This is a genomic window from Cellulosimicrobium cellulans (genome assembly GCF_006539945.1).
GTDB lineage: Bacteria > Actinomycetota > Actinomycetes > Actinomycetales > Cellulomonadaceae > Cellulosimicrobium > Cellulosimicrobium cellulans.
The window spans coordinates 14,196-32,845 of record NZ_BJNZ01000011.1; the positions used below are offsets into that span (position 1 = coordinate 14,196).

Here is an 18,650-nt window from a genome sequence, read left to right on the forward strand (position 1 = left end):
CGTCCCTCGGTGCTGCGGGCACGCCGCGGGACGATGCGCCCACGGTGCGCTCACAGCGACGGTCCCACGCCCGACCAGGGTGCGCGAGCGGTAACCGCCGTGCGCACGCCGGGGTCCCGGCGCGACGGCACGCCCTCCAGACCACCACGCACCGAACGGACGCGCAACCGTGGTGCACAAACGTGCAGAATGGAGGTCGAGCGGAAGGAGACCGCCATGGTGGACCGGGAGCAGGACGTCCTGCGGGCGGCGTCGATGTACTACCTCCAGGACATGAAGATGGAGGTGATCGCGAAGCACCTGCACACGTCGCGGTCGACGGTGTCGCGCCTCGTGAAGCGGGCGCGCGACACGGGGCTGGTCGAGATCTCCCTGCGGCCGGCGCGGAGCCGTGGTCCCGGGCTGGGCCAGCACCTCTCGAGCACGTGGGGCATCGACGCGTACGTCGTCCCCGTGCCGGACCAGGCGCCGCAGGTCGAGCGGCTCGAGCAGGTCGCCCTGACCACCGCGCGCCTGCTGTCGACGTGGTTCGACTCCGACATGATCCTCGGCATCGCGTGGGGGACCACGCTGTCGGCCATCTCGAGGCACCTGCCGCGCAAGCCGACGCGGGGGAGCGCCGTCGTCCAGCTCAACGGCGCGGCCAACACGCGCACGTCGGGCGTGCACTACGCGGGTGACCTCATCGCGGGCTTCGGCACCGCGTTCGACGCGCACGTGCACCATTTCCCAGTGCCCGCGTTCTTCGACTACGCCGAGACCAAGCGGGCGATGTGGCGCGAGCGGTCGGTGCGGCGCGTGCTCGACGTCCAGCACCGGGCGGACATCGCGCTCTTCTCGGTGGGAGCCGTCGCGGGCGGTGTGCCGTCCCACGTGTACTCGGCGGGCTACCTGGAGCCCGACGACATCGCGGTGCTCGACGCCGAGGGCGTCGTCGGCGACGTGTGCACGGTGTTCCTGCGCGCGGACGGCACCTACCGCGACATCGCGCTCAACGAGCGTGCGACCGGCCCGGGCCCCGAGGAGCTGCGCCGTGTCCCGCGGCGCGTGTGCGCCGTGGCGGGCGACAACAAGGTGGCGCCGCTGCGCGCGGCCTTGCGCGCAGGCGTCGTCACGGACCTCGTCGTGGACGAGATCACCGCGTCCCGTCTGGTCGGGGGCGGGTGAGCCCACCGCGCACGTATGCGTCTGGCTGCATGAGTATGCAAAGGCCGTCGGATCCGCGTACAGTGTCGCGGTGCCCACGACCTCCGCCGTCCGCGTCCGTCCCGCCCTGCCCGCGGACGTGCGCGCGGTCCGCGCGCTCGTGCAGCCCTACGCGGAGGCGCGGATCCTCCTGGCCAAGGAGATGGTCGGGTACTACGAGGCGGTCCAGGAGTTCGTCGTCGCCGAGGTGGAGCCGGGCGGCACCGGTGAGCCCGACGGCGGAGGCGCACCGCTCGTCGTCGGGTGCGGCGCGCTGCACGTCATGTGGGACGACCTCGCGGAGATCCGCACGCTCGCCGTGGACCCGGCCTGGCGCGGCCACCGCGTGGGGCACGCGCTCGTCGTCGAGCTCCTGGCGAGGGCGCGCGCGCTCGGCCTGCGGCGCGTGTTCTGCCTGACGTTCGAGGTCGACTTCTTCCGGGCGCACGGCTTCCGCGCGATCGAGGGGACCCCCGTCTCGCACGAGGTGTACGCCGAGCTCCTGCGCTCGCACGACGACGGCGTCGCCGAGTTCCTTGACCTCGCGCGCGTGAAGCCCAACACCCTGGGCAACACGCGCATGCTGCTCGACCTCGACGACGTGCCGGAGGGCGCCGCCCCGCTCAGCTGATCGGGACCGTCGACGCGCGCGTCACGACCCTGCACGGGAGCTCCTCGGCGCCGGGCCGCACGGTGCCGTCGATCGCCGCGAAGAGGCGCTGTGCCGCGACCCGGCCGAGGCGCTCGAGGTTCATGTCCACGCTCGTCAGCTGGGGGCGCGCGTTGGTCGTGAGCACCTCCCAGTTGTCGAACCCGATGACGGACACCTCTCCGGGGACGTCCCGGCCGAGCTCGCGCAGCGCGTCGAGCACGCCGCGCGCGATCTGGTCCGACCCGCAGAAGAACGCGTCGACGTCGCCGTGCTGCTCGACGATCATGCGCGCCGCCCCGCGCCCCCAGCCCTCGCTCCAGGAGCCGAAGAACGTCTGGCCGCCCACGAGCTCGAGGCCTGCCGCGGCGACCGCGGCCTCGGCGCCCGCGGCGCGGTCCTGTGCGGCCTTGTAGCCGGGGTCGCCCGAGACGTGCGCGACGCGGCGCCGCCCGCACGAGAGCAGGTGCTCGACGGCGAGCCGGCCGGCGCCGACGTTGTCGGCCGTGATCGAGACGTCGGACGGGTCCTCCGACGGGGCGTAGGCGTACACCACCGGCACGGGGACGTCGGCGCTGAGCGGGGGTCGGGGGTCGGTGCGCGACCCGACGACGATGAGGCCGTCCACGCGCCGCGAGAGCAGGGCGCGGACGTGGTGCTGCTCGCGGATGGCGTCGCCGCGCGCGTCGCACAGGAAGACCGACACGCGCCCGGCGCCGAACGCGTCCTCGGCGCCCATGAGCACGGGGATCGAGAAGCGCCCCTCGAGGTCGCTCGTGAGCAGCCCGACGGTGCCGGTGCGGCCCTTGAGCAGCCCGCGCGCGAGCGCGTTGGGCGCGAACGACAGCCGCTCGGCGGCCTCCAGGACGCGCAGACGCGTCTCGGCCTTCACCTGGTCGCGCCCGTTGATCGCCTTGGACGCGGTCGCGATGGACACGCCCGCGAGGCGCGCGACGTCGGTGAGGGTCGCCGCGCGCGGCGTGGCGCTCCCGCTCTGGGTCGTCATGAGGCCGTTCCCCCTCCTGCCGGTGCGCTGCGCTGCGCCCTCGACGATCGAGCCGTGATCGAACTGTAACCCGCTGCCGTGCTTGACGAGACTACCGCGCTGCCATACATTCAGAAAACCTTTTCGGTTAGTTTCGGTTCCGACGCACGTCGCGAGCAGGGGGCTCGCAGGCGACGTCAGGACCTCGAACACTAGCCGCCTGAGGGGAGGGTCGGCCACGTGGAGCGCGCTGCAGCGCGACACGGAGACCGAAAACGTGTTCGCCCACAGCGCGGGCACGGGGCGCAGGTGCAACGGCTCGAAGACGAGTACGAGGAGACACGAGATGAAGAACCACCGCGGGGCCTCCTGGAAGAGGTCCGTGGCCACGACGACGCTCGCCGGCCTCGTCGCGCTCGGGCTCGCCGCGTGCGGCGGGTCCGGATCCGGCGGCGACGACGCCGCGACGGGCGGGACGGGAGAGGGCGGCGTCGAGGGCGTCGACGACGGCAGCACGCTCACGCTGTGGACGCGCGCGCCGCTCGAGAAGCAGGCGAAGCTCCTCGTGGACGCGTACAACGCGAGCCACGAGAACCAGGTCGAGCTGACGATCGTCCCCAACGACGACTACGTCGCCAAGGTCGGCGCGGCCGCGGGCAGCGGAGGCCTGCCGGACCTCTTCGCGGCCGACATCGTGTACGTGCCGAACTGGGTCGAGCAGGGCCTGTTCCAGGACGTCACCGACCGCATCGACCAGCTCGACTTCGCGGACGAGATCAACCAGGGCCACCTCGATGCCGGCACCTACGAGGACCAGGAGTACGTCCTCCCGTTCGTGCTCGACATCTCGGTCCTCTTCTACAACAAGGACCTCTACGAGCAGGCGGGCCTCGACCCGGAGGCCGGCCCGACGTCGCTCGAGGAGTTCGCGGAGCAGGCCAAGGCGGTCGACGCGCTCGGCGGTGGCGTCGACGGCACCTTCTTCGGCGGCAACTGCGGCGGGTGCCTCGTGTTCACGTGGTTCCCGTCGGTCTGGGCCGCGGACGAGGACGTGCTGAGCGCGGACGGCACGGAGTCGCTCCTCGCGAGCGACACCGCGCAGGACGTCTACGCCGTGTACAAGGACCTCGTCGACTCCGACGCCGTGGGCGCCGGCACCCGGGACGAGACCGGCGCGACCTGGGTCGCCCCCTTCCAGGAGGGCAAGATCGGCGTGATGCCGTACCCCGCGACGCTCCTGTCGACGGCGGACGAGACGGTGGACGTCGGCGTCGCTCCGATCCCTGGCCCGGGCGGTGGCGAGTCGACCTTCGTCGGCGGCGACGGCGTCGGCATCTCCAAGGACAGCGAGCAGTCCGACCAGGCCTGGAACTTCCTCTCCTGGATGATGTCCGAGGAGGCGCAGGTCGAGGTGCTCGCCAAGAACGGCGACGTCGTCTCGCGCGCCGACCTGGTCGACAACGAGTACTCGTCGGCCGACCCGCGCGTCGTGACGATCAACGAGATCGCGAGCAAGGGCCGCACGCCCGTCGCGCGCAACTTCCAGCAGGCGTTCAACGCGCCGAACAGCCCGTGGCTCACGCTCGTGCGCAACGCGGTGTTCGGCGACGGCTCGAGCATCGAGCCGGACAACGAGGAGATCACCGCGGTCCTCTCGCAGTGACCCCCCGGGTGACGACCACCCCCGCGTGACCACAGCGCCCGCCGCCGCGCCCACCGTGCGGCGGCGGGCCGGGTCCGGCTCCCCTCACCCCTGTTCCAGGAGACCTCTCATGTCCGTGCAGTCCGCGTCCTCGACGCCGCCACCGCCCGTGCCGCACGGCGCGGCGCCGCGGGGCCCCGCCGCGAGCGACGACCGGCCGCCCCGTGGTACCGCGACCGCGAGCCCGAGCACCCGGCGCGGCCGTCGTCCGCGCCGCTCGCAGTCGGCGCGCGGGTGGGCCTACGCCGCCCCGACCGCGGTGTTCGTGCTCGTCCTCTTCATCTTCCCCGTGCTGCTGGTGGGCCAGATGTCGGCGTCCGACTGGCCGCTGCTCGCGGGCAACCGGGGCGTCAACTTCCCCGACAACTTCCGCGACGCCGTCGAGAACCGGTTCTTCTGGGACTCCGTCGTCTTCACGGTCAAGTACACCGTGATCGCCACCGTGCTCCTCATCGGCCTCGGGCTCGGGTTCGCGCTCCTGGTCCAGGAGTCGAGCCGGTGGAAGAGCTTCCTGCGCACGTCGATCCTCGTCCCGAGCGCGCTCGGCCTCGCGTCCGCGTCGCTGCTGTTCTACGCGCTGTACTCCCCGCAGGTCGGCCCCATCTCGCCCCTGCTCGAGCGGCTCGGGCTCGTCGACGAGCCGGTCTCGTTCCTCGGGACGCCCGAGGGCGCGCTGTGGTCGACCGTGTTCCTCATCGTCTGGCGCTTCGCGGGCTTCTACATGCTCCTGCTCATGGTGGGCCTCCAGGGCATCCCGCACGAGGTCTACGAGGCGGCGCGCATGGACGGCGCGAACCGCTGGCAGACGTTCGGCCGCGTGACGCTCCCGCTGCTGCGCCCGTCGCTCGCGCTCTGCACGATCATGTGCGTCACCGGCTCCCTGCTCGCGTTCGACCAGTTCTACATCCTCACCAAGGGCGGTCCGGACAACAGCACGATCACCGTGGTGCAGCTCATCTACAACATCGCCTTCCAGGGGCAGAACGACCTGGGCGTGGCCGCCGCGCTGTCGATCATCGTGCTCGCGGCCCTCGTGATCATCAACGTCGTGCAGGTCCGTGGCATGCGCGCACCCGAGGAGAAGTGACATGGCCGTCACCGCACCCGCTCCCGCCCCCGCGACGCGCCCGGCGCGGCCCGGGCGGCCCGCGCCCCGCGCCCGGATCGCCGGCGTCCTCACGCGCACCCCGTACTGGGTGCTCACCGCGGGCCTCGCGATCGTCTTCCTCTTCCCGCTCGTGTGGGCCGGGGTCGCGTCGTTCTCGCCGCAGCCCGGCAGCGCCCAGGTGGACGGCTGGGGGTTCGGCAACTACTCGACCCTCGCGAGCTACCAGGCAGGGATCTGGCAGTACCTGTGGAACTCCGTCGTCGTCTCCGGGCTCACGGTGCTCTTCACGCTCGGGGTGTCGCTCCTGGGCGGGTTCGCGTTCGCGCGGTTCCGCTTCCCCGGCCGCGACGTGCTCTTCCTCCTGACGCTCGCGATCCTCATGGTCCCGTACGCGACCCTGCTCATCCCGCTGTACGTGCTGCTCAACACGCTGCACCTGCAGAACTCGCTGCTCGGGCTCGCGCTCGTCCTCACGATGTTCCAGCTCCCGTTCGCGACGTTCATGATGCGCATCTCGTTCGAGTCGGTCCCGCGCGAGCTCGACGAGGCCGCGATGGTCGACGGGTGCTCGTCGTTCGGGGCCCTGCGTCGCGTGCTCGTGCCCGCCGTGAAGCCCGGTCTCATCACCGTGGGCCTGTTCGCGTTCCTCGCGGCCTGGAACGACTTCGTCGCACCGCTCATCCTCATCACCGACTCGACCAAGGCGCCGCTGCCGCTCGCGGTGGCGAACATGCGCCAGCAGGTCATGGGCATCGTCGACTACGGCGCGACGCAGGCGGGCGTCGTCGTGCTCGCCGCGCCGTGCGTCGTGCTGTTCCTCCTGCTCCAGCGCCACTACGTGCGCGGCTTCATGTCCGGGGCGCTGAAGGGATGACGACCCACGCCCCGCCCCCCGTACCCCGCGCCGTCGGGCCGACGACGCCGTCCGGCGCCCCCGACGGCCCTCCCCACGAACGACCCGACGAACTACCCGACGAACTACCCGACGAACCACGAGGCGGCGCCGCCGCCTCCGGAGGTGCTGCCATGACCACGACCCCGACCGTGCCCCGGACGCCGGGGACCGGTGCCCGCCCGACCGACGGCGGACGCCCGGTCGTCCCCGCGACGGGGCGGCTGCAGCCGCTCGGGCTGGCGCAGGTGCGCATCACGGGCGGGTTCTGGGCCGAGCGACAGGAGGTCAACCGCGCCGCGACCCTGGGGCACATCGAGCACTGGCTCGAGGCCGAGGGCTGGCTGCCGAACTTCGACGCCGTCGTGCGCGGCGACGTCGCGACGACCCGGCGGGGCCGGGAGTTCAGCGACTCCGAGGTGTACAAGCTGCTCGAGGCGATGGCGTGGGAGCTCGGCCGCCGCCCCGACGACGCGCTCGAGCGCCGGTTCGCCGCGATCGTCGAACGGGTCGCGGCGGCGCAGGCACCGGACGGCTACCTGTGCACGCGGTTCGGCAACCCCGGCCAGCCGGCGCGGTACACCGACCTCGAGTGGGGCCACGAGCTGTACGTGCAGGGCCACCTCCTGCAGGCGGCCGTCGCGCGGGCCCGCACCGGGCATCCGGACGACCTCCTCGTCGAGGTCGCACGCCGCTCCGCCGACCACGTCTGCGAGGCGTTCGGCCCGGACGGCATCCAGGGCGTCTGCGGGCACGCGGAGGTCGAGGTGGCGCTCGCAGAGCTCGGGCGCGCGCTCGACGAGCCCCGGTACGTGCGGCAGGCGGCGCTCTTCGTCGAGCGGCGCGGGCACGGCACGCTCGCGGACATCGAGTGGGGCCGCTCCTACTACCAGGACGACGTCCCGGTGCGCGAGGCGACCGTGTTCCGGGGCCACGCGGTCCGGGCGAACTACCTCGCCGCCGGCGCGGTCGACGTCGCGGTCGAGACCGGCGACGACGAGCTCGTCGCCGCGGTCACGCGGCAGTGGGAGCGCACGCAGGCCGCACGCACCTACGTCACGGGGGGCCAGGGCTCGCACCACCAGGACGAGGCGTTCGGCGACGACTTCGTCCTCCCGCCCGACCGTGCGTACTCGGAGACGTGCGCGTCGATCGGGTCCGTCATGGTGGCGTGGCGTCTCCTGCTCGCGCAGGGCGACCCGCGGTACGCGGACGTGGTCGAGCGCACGCTGTTCAACGTCGTCGCGACGTCCCCCGCGCACGACGGCCGCGCCTTCTACTACGCCAACACGCTCCACCAGCGCGTCCCGGGCGAGCCCGCCGCTCCGGACCAGGTGAGCAAGCGGGCCGAGTCCTCGTTGCGCGCGCCGTGGTTCGAGGTGTCGTGCTGCCCGCCCAACGTCGCGCGCACGTTCGCGAGCCTCGCCGGCTACCTCGCCACCGTCGACGACGGCGGAGTGCAGCTCCACCAGTACGCGACGAGCGAGGTCCGCGCGACGCTGCCGTCCGGGGAGCCCGTCGCGCTCGACGTCGAGACCGGCTTCCCCGCGGACGGGCGCGTGCGCGTGCGCGTCGTCGAGGCGCCCGAGCGCTGGGCGCTCACGCTGCGCGTGCCCGCGTGGTCGGGGTCCGCGCTGCTCGTGGTCGACGACGGCCCGGCCCGCCAGGTGCCCGCGGGCACCGTCGCGGTGCCCGACCTGCGCGCGGGCAGCGTCGTCACGCTCGACCTCGACGTGGCGCCCCGGTTCCTCGTGCCCGACGATCGCGTGGACGCCGTGCGCGGGTGCGTCGCCGTCCAGCGTGGCCCCGAGGTCCTGTGCGTGGAGTCCGTCGACCTGCCGGGCGGACGCGACGTCGCCGACCTGCGCGTCGACGTGGCCGTGCCGCCGCGCGAGGAGGACGGGCGCGTCGTCGTGCGGGGCGTGCTCGTGGACCCGGCCACGGCCCCGTGGCCGTACTCGCCGCTCCGCGGCGGGGCGCCGGGGCGGACGGGGGCCCCGCACGCGTCCGTGCCGGTCGGGGTGCCGGCGGAGGTCCCCGTCGACGTCCGGCTCGTGCCGTACCACGACTGGGCCGGCCGTGGCCCGTCGACGATGCGCGTCTGGCTGCCGACCGTCTGACCCGTCAGGCGGGGAGACGGTAGAGGTCGTCCACCTGCTCGACGAGCCCGTCCTCGACGAGGCTCGCGACGCAGCGGTCGAGCTGCGCGGCGTCGTGCCACACCTCGGCCACGACGCCGCGCGGCACCGGCCCCGGCGCCTCGCGCAGCGCGGCCATGACCCGGCCCCGCACCTGGCGGTCGGTACCGGCCCACGCCTGCGTGCGTCGTCGTGCCGCGTGCTCGTCGCCCGGTCGTCCCGCGCGGCGCCACGCGCACGCGTCGCGCACGGGGCACGCGCCGCAGCGCGGCGCCCGGGCCGTGCACACCAGCGCGCCGAGCTCCATCGACGCGGCGGCCCACAGGACGGCGTCCTCGTCGCCGGGCGGGGCGACCGTCGCGGCGGTCGCGCGCTCGGCGGCCGTGTACGAGGGCGCGGGCAGCGCGGTTCCGCCGACGGCCCGCGCCAGGACCCGGCGCACGTTCGTGTCGACGACGACCGCACGCCGCCCGTGCGCGAACGCGGTCACCGCCGCGGCGGTGTACTCGCCGACGCCCGGCAGGGCGCGCAGGGCCTCCTCGCCGTGGGGCACCTCGCCGCCGTGCCGCTCCACGATCGCGCGCGCGCACTCCTGGAGACGCAGCGCACGTCGCGGGTAGCCGAGCCGGCCCCACGCGCGCAGCACGTCGGCCGTCGGCGCCGACGCCAGGTCGGCAGGCCGAGGCCAGCGCTCCATCCACTCCCGCCAGGCAGGCTCGACCCGGACCACCGGCGTCTGCTGGAGCATGACCTCGCTCACGAGCACGCCCCATGCGGTGCGGTCCGTGGCGCGCCACGGCAGGTCCCGCGCGGTCTCCCCGAACCAGCGCCCGACGGCGTCGCGCAGGTCGGCGTGTGAGTCCTGTCCCGGGTCGGTCACGGGCGCGCGGGCCGAGCGCGTGGCCGGGTCGGTCATGGCGGCGGTCGTCCCTCTCGGTCGTCGGTCCGCCCCGCGACGAGGTGCCGGCGAGCGGTCGTGCCGGACGGTGACGAGGTGCCGGCCCACGTCGTGGGGACGACCTATTCTGCCCCGACCTGGGCGGTCGTCGGCGCGGCAGCACGAGGCCGGGCGTCGGGCGCGGATACCGTGGTCGCGACCAGCACCTGCACGACCGGAGGACCCCGTGAGCACGCCGCGGACCGACCGCGCCCCGAGGCCGAGCGACCGCCCGCGCACCGGGCGGGACGAACCGTCGCGCGGAGCCCTGCTCCGCCGCCGCCTCGTCGCGCTCGCGCTGCTCGTCGGTCTGGTGGTCGGGCTCGTGCTGCTCGGCCAGGTCGTCGTGCGGGCGGTGCAGCCGCTGCTGGCGGGGGACGAGACGGCGCAGGAGGGCAAGTCGCCGCCGCCGACCCCGGAGGCCGCCGGGCCGCCGCAGGACTGCACGGCGGCGTCCCTCGAGCTGGGCGTCACGACGAGCGCGACGGAGTACGAGCCCGGCCGCGCCGTCCAGCTCAGCGTCACGCTCCGGCAGTCCGGCGGCCGACCGTGCCTCGTCGACGGCTCCGACGCCGGGCGGCAGGTGCAGATCTACTCCGGCGACGAGCTCGTGTGGTCGTCCGCGCACTGCGGCTCGACGGAGCGCCTGCTCCTCATGAGCACCGGGGACGAGGACCCGTCGAAGCTCGTCCGCTGGGACCGGCACCGCTCGGTCGAGGGCTGCGCCCCCGACCAGCCGGAGGTGGGCCCCGGCACGTACACCGCGGTCCTGAGCGTCGCGGGCGTCGAGGGTGCGACGAGCGAGCCCGTGACCTTCACGCTCCTCGAGCCGCCGGCCCCGACGCCCGACCCGGCGGAGCCGGCCGCTCCGGCCGACGGGACCGCTCCGCCGACGGAGGAGACCGCCCCGGCGGAGACGACGCCGCCCGCCGACGGCGCGTAGGAGTCCGCCCGCGACGCGGTCGACCGCGTCCCTCCGTGGTCGACACCTCGATCCATCGCGCCTCCGGGATCGTGAAACCCATGGCAGTCGTCTTTCGGACATGATCGGTGTCGCGTGCCCCCCAGGGGTGTGAGATTGCGTCGCATGCGGCAGGAGGCCTGGTATTGCAGCAGTTCTGGTGCACGACCGGTGCGGGAGCGATCTCTGCAGGTCGTCAAAGTCGAGACCGAAAACCATTGCGGTCTTCGATGCGCGCTGGTTGACTGGCTCGCGTCTGGCGACCTCACCGCGGAGGGACCCGGGGCCGACGGCCCCGGTCACCACCGGCCCGCGGGGCGGCGCGAGCCGGCACGACGATCAGGGTCACGCGTCCCGCAGCGGGGCGGGCGGACGAGGCAGTCCACCCGCGCGACGTGAGGCCCCGCCGTCGTCCCGAAACCTGTTCCGGTTCCCGATGGAGAGGACTTGGTGATGTCGGGGAGAGCGTGGAGAAGGGTCGTCGCCTCGGCGATGACAGGTGCGATGGCCGCCACCGGCGTCGCACTGGCACCGGCGGCGCAGGCCGACGTGGTGCCGGGCAACGAGAGCGACGTCGGTGTCTACACCGACGGCACGACGGACTCGATGGACATCGGTGACCCGGTCTACACGAACCTGGACCAGGTCGCCGCCGCCCTCGAGCCAGGGGTCCCGTGGACCGCGGGGTCGATGCACGGGTCGATCTTCGAGAAGGACCTTGCCGCGGGCGGCACCGACTACTACCTCGATCGCGTGCTCGGGGTGAGCGGGACGGCGAACAACAACGTGCTCCAGACGCGCGGCCGGTCGCTCTACCTGCGCGGCAACAGCAACTGGGCGGTCATGGGCTTCGCGGGATCGGCGTTCGCGGGCGGGCCGAACAACCTCGGCAACCTCTACACCGTGACGGTGCCCGGTCAGACGATCACCGAGGTCGGGGCGCAGCGCTTCAACGCGCCGAGCCACGCGACGGCGCGGTACACGGTCGGCTCGACGGGTGTCACCGCCGACCTCAAGAAGCTCGTCACGTACGACAACGTGGCGCTGTCGGCGATCACGTTCACCAACCCCGGCGCGAGCGAGGTGACCTTCACGGTGCGTGCGGCGTCACCGCTCGCGACGACCTCGACGGACTCCGCCGACGAGCTCACCGGCACGCGGACCCTGACGAGCGGGTCGAACAACGGGCTCGTCGACACCCCGTGGTCCGACGTCACGATCGGGCTCAAGGCTCCCGGCTTCGAGCGCGTCGGCACCAACCTCGACCGCGAGGTCACGGTCCCCGCGGGGGGCTCGGTCGACCTGTCCGTGCTCGGCGTGCTGTCCAGCGACACGCTCCCGGAGTCGGTCGAGAGCTTCCACGAGTACGCCGAGCTGTCCCCGGCGGACGCGTTCCGCACCGGCGTCACGGCGTTCAACCGCCAGTGGGCCCAGGACATCCCCTACATCGACGTGCCCGACGACGCGATCGAGAAGGCGATCGTCTACCGCTGGTGGGGCGAGCGGTACAACAGCCTGGACGCGAACGAGCCCGGCTACGTGTACCAGTACCCGACGACGATCGAGGGCGTGAACCTCTACCAGAACTCGGTGGCGCTCACGCAGCCCATGCACCTCCAGGACACCAAGTGGATCCGCAACCCGTACCTGGGCTACGGGCAGATCCTCAACATCGGCGAGCTCTCCGGGTCGTCCGCGTTCCTCGACAGCCCCGGCCACACGAGCTGGAACAACCACTACTCGCAGTACCTCGGCACCGCGGGGCTCGAGGCGTTCAACGTGCACGGCGGCGGTCCGGCGGTCGCCGAGCGCTTCGCGACGTACTTCGAGGGTGACGGCACGGGCCAGCTCGAGCACTACGACGGCAACGACGACAAGCTCATCGCCTACGACACCAACTACATGCCCGGCAACGACTCCGACGCGATCAGCTTCGGGTACCCCAAGGTGAACGCCGGGGCCCCGGGGGCGCGGACCATCGAGCGGCCCGAGTCCGCGTACGTCTGGGGGGCGTTCGACGCCGCCCGGCAGCTCTACGCGATGGCGGGGGCGGACCCGGCGAAGGTCGAGGAGATGGGCCAGACCGCCGACGAGATCCGCGACGCGATCCTCGGCCGGCTGTGGAGCGAGGAGATGCGCATGTTCCTCGCCGGCACGTCGCACGGCGCGACGTCGGGCGGGAACCAGAACCCGCTGAGCCAGGCCGAGCGCGACCTCATCCCGGCCAAGGAGTCGAACCTCTACGACGTCTACGCCGAGAACCTCATCCCGGTCGAGGACGCCGAGAAGTACGTCGACGGCTTCCGCTTCCTGCGGTACGGCGACAACTTCCCGATCTTCCCGTTCTACACGGCCAACCAGTACGACCGGGCGAAGTTCGGGATCGGCGGATCGAACAACTTCTCCAACATCAACTTCACGGTCCAGTACCGGGGCGTGCGGTCCGCGCTGCGGCACTACGACCCCGACCACACGTACGTCACGCCCGAGTACGCGGCCAAGCTGCTCGACTGGATGGCGTGGAGCATCTACCCGAACGGCAACGCGCTGGTCCCCAACCAGGCCGAGTACTACTCGAACTGGAACGCGAGCACGCAGACGTTCAACCGCAACAACCCGAACCACGTGATGCTCGGCAACATGAACTACATCTACGTCGAGGACATGGGCGGCATCCAGCCGCGGTCCGACGACAAGATCGAGCTCTGGCCGATCGACCTCGGGTACGACCACTTCATGGTCAACAACCTGCGGTACCACGGCAAGGACGTCACGATCGTCTGGGACGAGGACGGCTCGCACTACGGGCTCGGCGAGGGCTACAGCCTGTTCGTCGACGGCGAGCGCAAGGCCGCGGCCGACGCGCTCGGCCGGTTCGTCTACGACCCGGCGGCGAACGAGGTCGTCGAGTCCGACGAGGGTCTCGCGGTCGAGGTCGTCGCGGACGAGGGCGCCGACGTGCCGACGGCCGTCGACACCCCGATCGAGGACGAGCGCGTCGTCTCCTACCTCAGGACGGCCGGCATCGACCTCACCGAGGACGCCGGCAACCTCGCGCGCGGGGCCGAGCTGTCGTCGTCGGCCACCCAGCAGGGCGCGCGCCCGACGCCGTGGCGCCAGTTCCACACGCCCGGCTGGAGCACGGGCTCGATGAACTACACCCCGGGTGCGATCCAGGAGACCGAGCGCCCGGTGTCCCTCGCCGCGGTCACCGACGGCACCACCGTCAACGAGCCCTACTGGGGCAACTACGGCACGGAGGGCGACACCGGGTACGTCGAGCTCGACCTCGGCGAGCCCACGACGTTCGACAACGTCAAGGTGTGGTTCGTCAGCGACCGGCAGGCGGGCGGGTACCGCGAGCCGCTGCGGTACGCGATCCAGGTGCCCGACGGCTCGGGCGGCTGGACCTCGGTGCCGGACGCGTTCAAGGCCCCGAAGATCCCCGGCCCCAAGTTCAACGAGGCGCTCTTCGAGGCCGTGACGACCGACAAGGTCCGGGTCGCGTTCACGAACACGCCGTCGTACTGGACCGCGATCTCGGAGATCCAGGTCTTCGACTCCGGCCGCGACGTGCCCGAGGTCGTCAACGACGCCCCGACCGTCACGGTGAACGTCGACCGGTCCAAGGACGGCAACCTGTCCACGACGCTCGTCGGCACCGTGACCGACGACGGCATCCCCGACGACGGCACGCTCACCTCCGGGTGGACGACCGTCGCCGCACCCGACGGCGCGAGCGTCATCTTCGGCGACGCCGACGCCCTGACCACCACGGTCACAGGCACGGCCGCGGGGGAGTACACCTTCCGCCTGACCGCGTCCGACGGCGAGCTCACGACCGAGCGCGACGTCGAGGTCGAGCTCACCGAGAAGGCGACGTCGGCCGAGTTCGGCGCGCTCGCGACCATCACGACGAGCGGGTCGGCGTCGTGGGAGAACCCGCTGCGCGTCAACGAGTCCTCGACGCCCGCGAGCTCCAACCCCGGCGCGGGCAACGGCTGGGGCACGTGGGGCCAGCCCGCGAACGGGACGAGCCCGCAGACCGCGGCGTGGATCCGGTACGCGTGGGAGTCCCCGGTGCTCGTCGCGTCGACCGACCTCTACTGGTACGACGACAACGGCGGGACGCGCATGCCGCGCGCGGACACGTACGCCGTCGAGTACTCGCAGAACGGCACCGACTGGACGCCCGTCACCCTGACCGACGGCTCCACGTATGCGGGCGCGCTCCAGCGCAACGCGTACAACCACCTCGAGTTCGAGCCCGTCGAGGCCAGCCACCTGCGCGTCCGCATCACCGGCGTGCAGACCGGCGGCGCCGGCACCGGCATCCTGCGCTGGCGCGTCAACGGCGACACCGTGGACTCGGTCGCGAGCCCGGTGATCGTGCGCACCGTCACGGGCGAGGTGCCCGAGCTGCCGACGTCGCTCGACGTCGTCTACTCGAGCGGTCGCCGCGGCGCGGTCGACTTCACCTGGCAGCCGATCACGCCGGCCATGGTGGCGGAGACCAACGTCGAACCGTTCACGGTCTACGGCACCAACACGACCTACGGCCTCATCGCCGAGGCGCAGGTGTACGTGCGGCCGGAGAGCTCGCAGGGCGGCATCTCCATCCAGGGTGCCGAGCAGTTCGAGCAGAGCGTCGACGTCGGCGAGCAGCCGTGGCTGCCCACCAAGGTCCTCGTCTCGTACAACGACGGGTCGCGCGACAACCAGGCGATCGGCGTCGAGTGGGACTACGACGAGTCCGTCGTCGAGACCCCGGGCGTGTACGTGATCCAGGGCGACCTCGTCCTCCCGGACTACGTGAGCACCGCCGGCACCACGACGACGACGCTCACCCTGACCGTGGGTGACGGAGTCCCCGCCGGGCCGGCGGTCACCGTCACGGCCCAGACCCGATGCCTCGCCGGCAAGGTCTACGTCGCGGTCCGCGCGCAGAACGACGACGAGGTGCCGCTCACGGTCCGTCTCGACACGCCGTTCGGCACCAAGACCGTGAACGGCGTCGAGCCCGGCAAGAACGCCTACCAGTCGTTCGCGTCGCGGGCGACGTCGGTCGAGGCCGGCGAGGTCACGGTCGTGGCCACCGACGCCGAGGGGAGGTCGACGACCGTCACCGGGCAGTACGACGCCGCCACCTGCGGCTGACCCGCAGCTCGCGTCGCACACCCGTCTCGCCCCGGTCCGTCCCCACGGACCGGGGCGAGACCCGTCTGCGCGAGGTAGAGCCGTGGTTGCGCGAGGTAGAGCCGTGGTTGCGCGAGGTAGAGCCGTGGTTGCGCGAGGTAGAGCCGTGGTTCTTGGGTCCGACGGCGTGTGGTCGCCCTGGGTGGTCGGGGTGGGTGGTGGTGCCGCGTCTACCATCCGCCGCTCGTTCCTCGCGGCTCCCGCCAGGCCCGCCACGACGCGGCACCACCACCCACCCCGCCCGGCGTCGTCCCACCGTGGTCTGCGCTTACGCTGGCGACTGCCCGCGTGGTGGGGTTCGTCTCGCACCCGCCCCGACCACCGAGTCCACCCGCGCCCGCGGCCCGACCAAGCGGGTCTGAGACCCGACCACGGTTCTACCTCGGCGAACCACGGTCCTCCTTCCGGCGGGTCGGGAGTGCGTCAGCGGCGGGCAAGGGTCCAGCGGAAGGTGTTGCTCAGGAGGTAGGTGCCGTCGGGGCGGCGGAAGGGGCGGGCGGCGGCGAGGACGTCGGGGCGGAGCTCGGCGCGCAGGTCGTCCGACTCGCCGAACATGATCGCGGCGACGACCTCGTCCGCGTCGGCGAGGACCATCGGCGCGTCGGCCACGCCCTCGGTGAGGACGGTGAAGCCGTGCTCGGCGAGGAGCGCGCCGAGGCGGCCCTCCTCGCGGCTCTCGTCGCTCGGCACGTGCTCCTCCCCGGCGACGGCGCGCTCGAGGACGGTGAGGTCGTTGAGGTCGTCCTCGGCCCAGGTCGCGACGGCGACCAGCTGGCCCACGCGCCGGCACTCGCTCAAGGTCTTGGCGACGTCGGTGAACGCGAGGGCGTTGACGAGGGTCACGAGGTCGAACGCGTCGTCGGGCCACGGGAGGTGCTCGGCCTGGGCGACGCGCAGGTCGGCGCCCGGGCCGACCTGGCGCGCGACGTCGATCATCCCGGCAGCGGCATCGCAGCCCGCCGCGTCCGCACCGCGAGCGAGGGCCAGGGCGACGAGCTCGCCGGTGCCGCACCCGACGTCGAGCACGCGGGAGCCGGGCCCGACGTCCGCGGTGTCGAGGATCGCCCGCTGGGCCGGGGCCGCGGCGGGCGCCCACCAGCGCGCCCAGGCGTCGGCCAGTGCCGACCACTCGTCGACGTGGTCCACGGTCCCCCTCCGTGCGGGCTCGTCGGTCGGACGGTCAGGTGGGTCAGACGTAGCGCTCGAGGATGCTCGACTCCGCGAGCCGCGACAGGCCCTCGCGCACCGCACGGGCGCGCTGCTCGCCGACGCCGTCGACCGTCATGAGGTCGTCGATGCTCGCCGCGAGGAGCTTCTGCAGACCGCCGAAGTGCGCGACGAGCCGGTCGATGATCGTCGCCGGCAGGCGCGGGACCTTCGAGAGGAGGCGGTACCCGTGCGGCGCGACGGCGGCGTCGAGCGCGTCGCCCCCGCCCGGCAGGTCGAGCACGCGGCCGATCTGGCCGAGATCGAGGAGCTGGGTCGAGTCCAGGCCGCCGAGCGCCTTCTGGACGTCGGCGAGCGAGCGGTCCTTGCGGCCCAGGTCGACGTAGTCGCGGATGACGAACTCGCGGTCGGAGCCGATGCCCCCGATGAGCTCGTCGAGCTGGAGCGCGAGGAGCCGGCCGTCGGTGCCGAGCTCGATGACGTACCCCGCGATCTCCTCGGAGATCCGGGCGACCATCTCGAGGCGCTGCACGACCGCGCAGACGTCGCGGACCGTGACGAGGTCCTCGATCTCGAGCGCGGACAGCGTGCCGGACACCTCGTCGAGGCGGGCGCGGTAGCGCTCGAGCGTCGCGAGCGCCTGGTTGGCGCGCGACAGGATCGTGTCGGAGTCCTCCAGGACGTGGCGCTGCCCGCCGACGTACAGGGCGACGATCCGCATGGACTGGCTCACCGAGATGACGGGGAACCCGCTCTGCTTGGCGACGCGCTCCGCGGTGCGGTGCCGCGTCCCGGACTCGGTGGTCTCGATGGTCGGGTCCGGCAGGAGCTGCACGGCGGCGCGCAGGATGCGGTTCGCGTCGCGGTCGAGCACGACGGCGCCGTCCATCTTGGACAGCTCGCGCAGGCGCGTCGCGGAGAAGCCGACGTCGAGGACGAACCCGCCCGAGCACATCTCCTCGACGACCTTGTCCAGACCGAGCACGATGAGTGCGCCCGTCCGGCCGCGGAGGATGCGTTCGAGTCCGTCGCGGAGCTCGGTCCCGGGTGCCACGGCGGCAAGGGTCTCCCGGAGCATCTCGTCGGGGTGCGCGGGGGAGTTGGCCACGGTGGAATCCTACGCTGCGAGCCCTTTTCCACCCCCGGGAACCCGCGGCAGGGGGCCACAATCCGGTCACGATCCGGTCTCGACGGCCGGCGCCGGGTGCCGGTGACGGTGCCGACCGAGGGTCACCGGCGGGGTCGGGCGGTCTCCTGGGCGTCGTCCGGGGCTGCCGCGTAGGCGCGGTAGGCGGACGTCACCGCGCGCAGGTAGGCGGCGATCACGTCCTGCTGCGCGGGAGAGAAGTCCTCGGCGGCGGCGTCCAGCGAGCGCAGGAGGGGTTCGAGCTCGGCGCGGACACGTGTCCGGGCGGCCGCGGTGGGCTCGAGGCGGAACCTGCGCCGGTCCGTCTCGTCCCGCACGCGCTCGACGTGCCCGGCACGCACGAGCCGGTCCACGACCTCGGTGGCCGACGAACGGGTGACGGCGAGCCGGGCACCGAGCTCGCCCGGTCCCAGAGCCTGGTCCGCCAGCGCGACGTGCTCGATGGCGGCGGCGTCCGTCGCGCTCATCCGCAGGCGGTGCGCCAGGGCGGAGGTGGCCTCGCCGATCGCGTCCTGGAGGTCCCGGAGCAGGCGGGCCGACAGCGCCGGCCCGGCGTCGGGGTGCTGGCTCATCGCTTCACTCT

The 18,650-nt window shown here is 72.8% G+C and carries 13 protein-coding genes; 8 read left to right on the forward strand and 5 right to left on the reverse strand.

The features are described 5' to 3' along the window. Nucleotides 1-216 precede the first annotated feature (216 nt). Together CCE02nite_RS10170 and CCE02nite_RS10175 are read left to right on the forward strand one after the other, a co-directional pair. Nucleotides 217-1,167 carry a sugar-binding transcriptional regulator gene (locus CCE02nite_RS10170; protein ID WP_141389537.1) on the forward strand — a complete coding sequence of 317 codons (951 nt, stop codon included), beginning with the start codon at nucleotides 217-219 and terminating at the stop codon, nucleotides 1,165-1,167. 70 nt (nucleotides 1,168-1,237) lie between these two features. Beyond that, nucleotides 1,238-1,816, forward strand: coding sequence for an amino-acid N-acetyltransferase (locus CCE02nite_RS10175; protein ID WP_141389538.1), 579 nt, complete (start codon nucleotides 1,238-1,240; stop codon nucleotides 1,814-1,816). Here the strand turns inward: CCE02nite_RS10175 and CCE02nite_RS10180 are convergent. Beyond that, nucleotides 1,809-2,840 carry a LacI family DNA-binding transcriptional regulator gene (locus tag CCE02nite_RS10180; protein ID WP_141389539.1) on the reverse strand — a complete coding sequence of 344 codons (1,032 nt, stop codon included), beginning with the start codon at nucleotides 2,838-2,840 and terminating at the stop codon, nucleotides 1,809-1,811. The two genes, CCE02nite_RS10175 and CCE02nite_RS10180, sit on opposite strands and share 8 nt — an antisense overlap. Nucleotides 2,841-3,165: 325 nt before the next feature. On the opposite strand from CCE02nite_RS10180, the gene CCE02nite_RS10185 reads away from it, so the two are divergent. From CCE02nite_RS10185 to CCE02nite_RS10200, 4 genes are all read left to right on the forward strand, one after another. Beyond that, nucleotides 3,166-4,482, forward strand: coding sequence for an ABC transporter substrate-binding protein (locus CCE02nite_RS10185; protein ID WP_141389540.1), 1,317 nt, complete (start codon nucleotides 3,166-3,168; stop codon nucleotides 4,480-4,482). A gap of 109 nt (nucleotides 4,483-4,591) precedes the next feature. Beyond that, nucleotides 4,592-5,608, forward strand: a complete 1,017-nt coding sequence (locus CCE02nite_RS10190) for a carbohydrate ABC transporter permease (RefSeq protein ID WP_141389541.1) — start codon at nucleotides 4,592-4,594, stop codon at nucleotides 5,606-5,608. 1 nt (nucleotide 5,609) lies between these two features. Further along, nucleotides 5,610-6,503, forward strand: coding sequence for a carbohydrate ABC transporter permease (locus CCE02nite_RS10195; protein WP_141389542.1), 894 nt, complete (start codon nucleotides 5,610-5,612; stop codon nucleotides 6,501-6,503). Between the two features lie 152 nt (nucleotides 6,504-6,655). Next, entirely contained in the window at nucleotides 6,656-8,641 is a 1,986-nt protein-coding gene (locus tag CCE02nite_RS10200) for a glycoside hydrolase family 127 protein (protein WP_141389543.1), read from the forward strand. A 4-nt stretch (nucleotides 8,642-8,645) separates the two neighbouring features. Here CCE02nite_RS10200 and CCE02nite_RS10205 read toward each other — a convergent pair whose 3' ends face one another. Beyond that, the gene (locus tag CCE02nite_RS10205; RefSeq protein ID WP_141389544.1) at nucleotides 8,646-9,575 is read right to left on the reverse strand and encodes an iron-sulfur binding domain-containing protein; all 930 of its coding nucleotides are present in this window, start codon (nucleotides 9,573-9,575) and stop codon (nucleotides 8,646-8,648) included. Between the two features lie 208 nt (nucleotides 9,576-9,783). Between CCE02nite_RS10205 and CCE02nite_RS10210 the strand changes: the two genes are divergently transcribed. Both CCE02nite_RS10210 and CCE02nite_RS10215 read left to right on the forward strand, forming a co-directional pair. Further along, entirely contained in the window at nucleotides 9,784-10,539 is a 756-nt protein-coding gene (locus tag CCE02nite_RS10210; protein ID WP_141389545.1) for a hypothetical protein, read from the forward strand. 522 nt (nucleotides 10,540-11,061) lie between these two features. Beyond that, nucleotides 11,062-15,714: a discoidin domain-containing protein gene (locus CCE02nite_RS10215; protein ID WP_255318788.1), complete on the forward strand. Its 4,653-nt coding sequence runs from the start codon at nucleotides 11,062-11,064 to the stop codon at nucleotides 15,712-15,714. Between the two features lie 462 nt (nucleotides 15,715-16,176). Here CCE02nite_RS10215 and CCE02nite_RS10220 read toward each other — a convergent pair whose 3' ends face one another. The 3 genes from CCE02nite_RS10220 to CCE02nite_RS10230 form a co-directional block, all read right to left on the reverse strand. After that, complete coding sequence (locus CCE02nite_RS10220) at nucleotides 16,177-16,899, reverse strand: class I SAM-dependent methyltransferase (RefSeq protein WP_141389546.1); 723 nt, start codon at nucleotides 16,897-16,899, stop codon at nucleotides 16,177-16,179. A 43-nt stretch (nucleotides 16,900-16,942) separates the two neighbouring features. Continuing rightward, nucleotides 16,943-18,028 carry a DNA integrity scanning diadenylate cyclase DisA gene (gene disA, locus CCE02nite_RS10225; RefSeq protein WP_141389547.1) on the reverse strand — a complete coding sequence of 362 codons (1,086 nt, stop codon included), beginning with the start codon at nucleotides 18,026-18,028 and terminating at the stop codon, nucleotides 16,943-16,945. 122 nt (nucleotides 18,029-18,150) lie between these two features. Continuing rightward, on the reverse strand, nucleotides 18,151-18,639 hold the full coding sequence (locus tag CCE02nite_RS10230; protein ID WP_141389548.1) for a MarR family winged helix-turn-helix transcriptional regulator: 489 nt from the start codon (nucleotides 18,637-18,639) through the stop codon (nucleotides 18,151-18,153). Nucleotides 18,640-18,650: the final 11 nt, after the last annotated feature.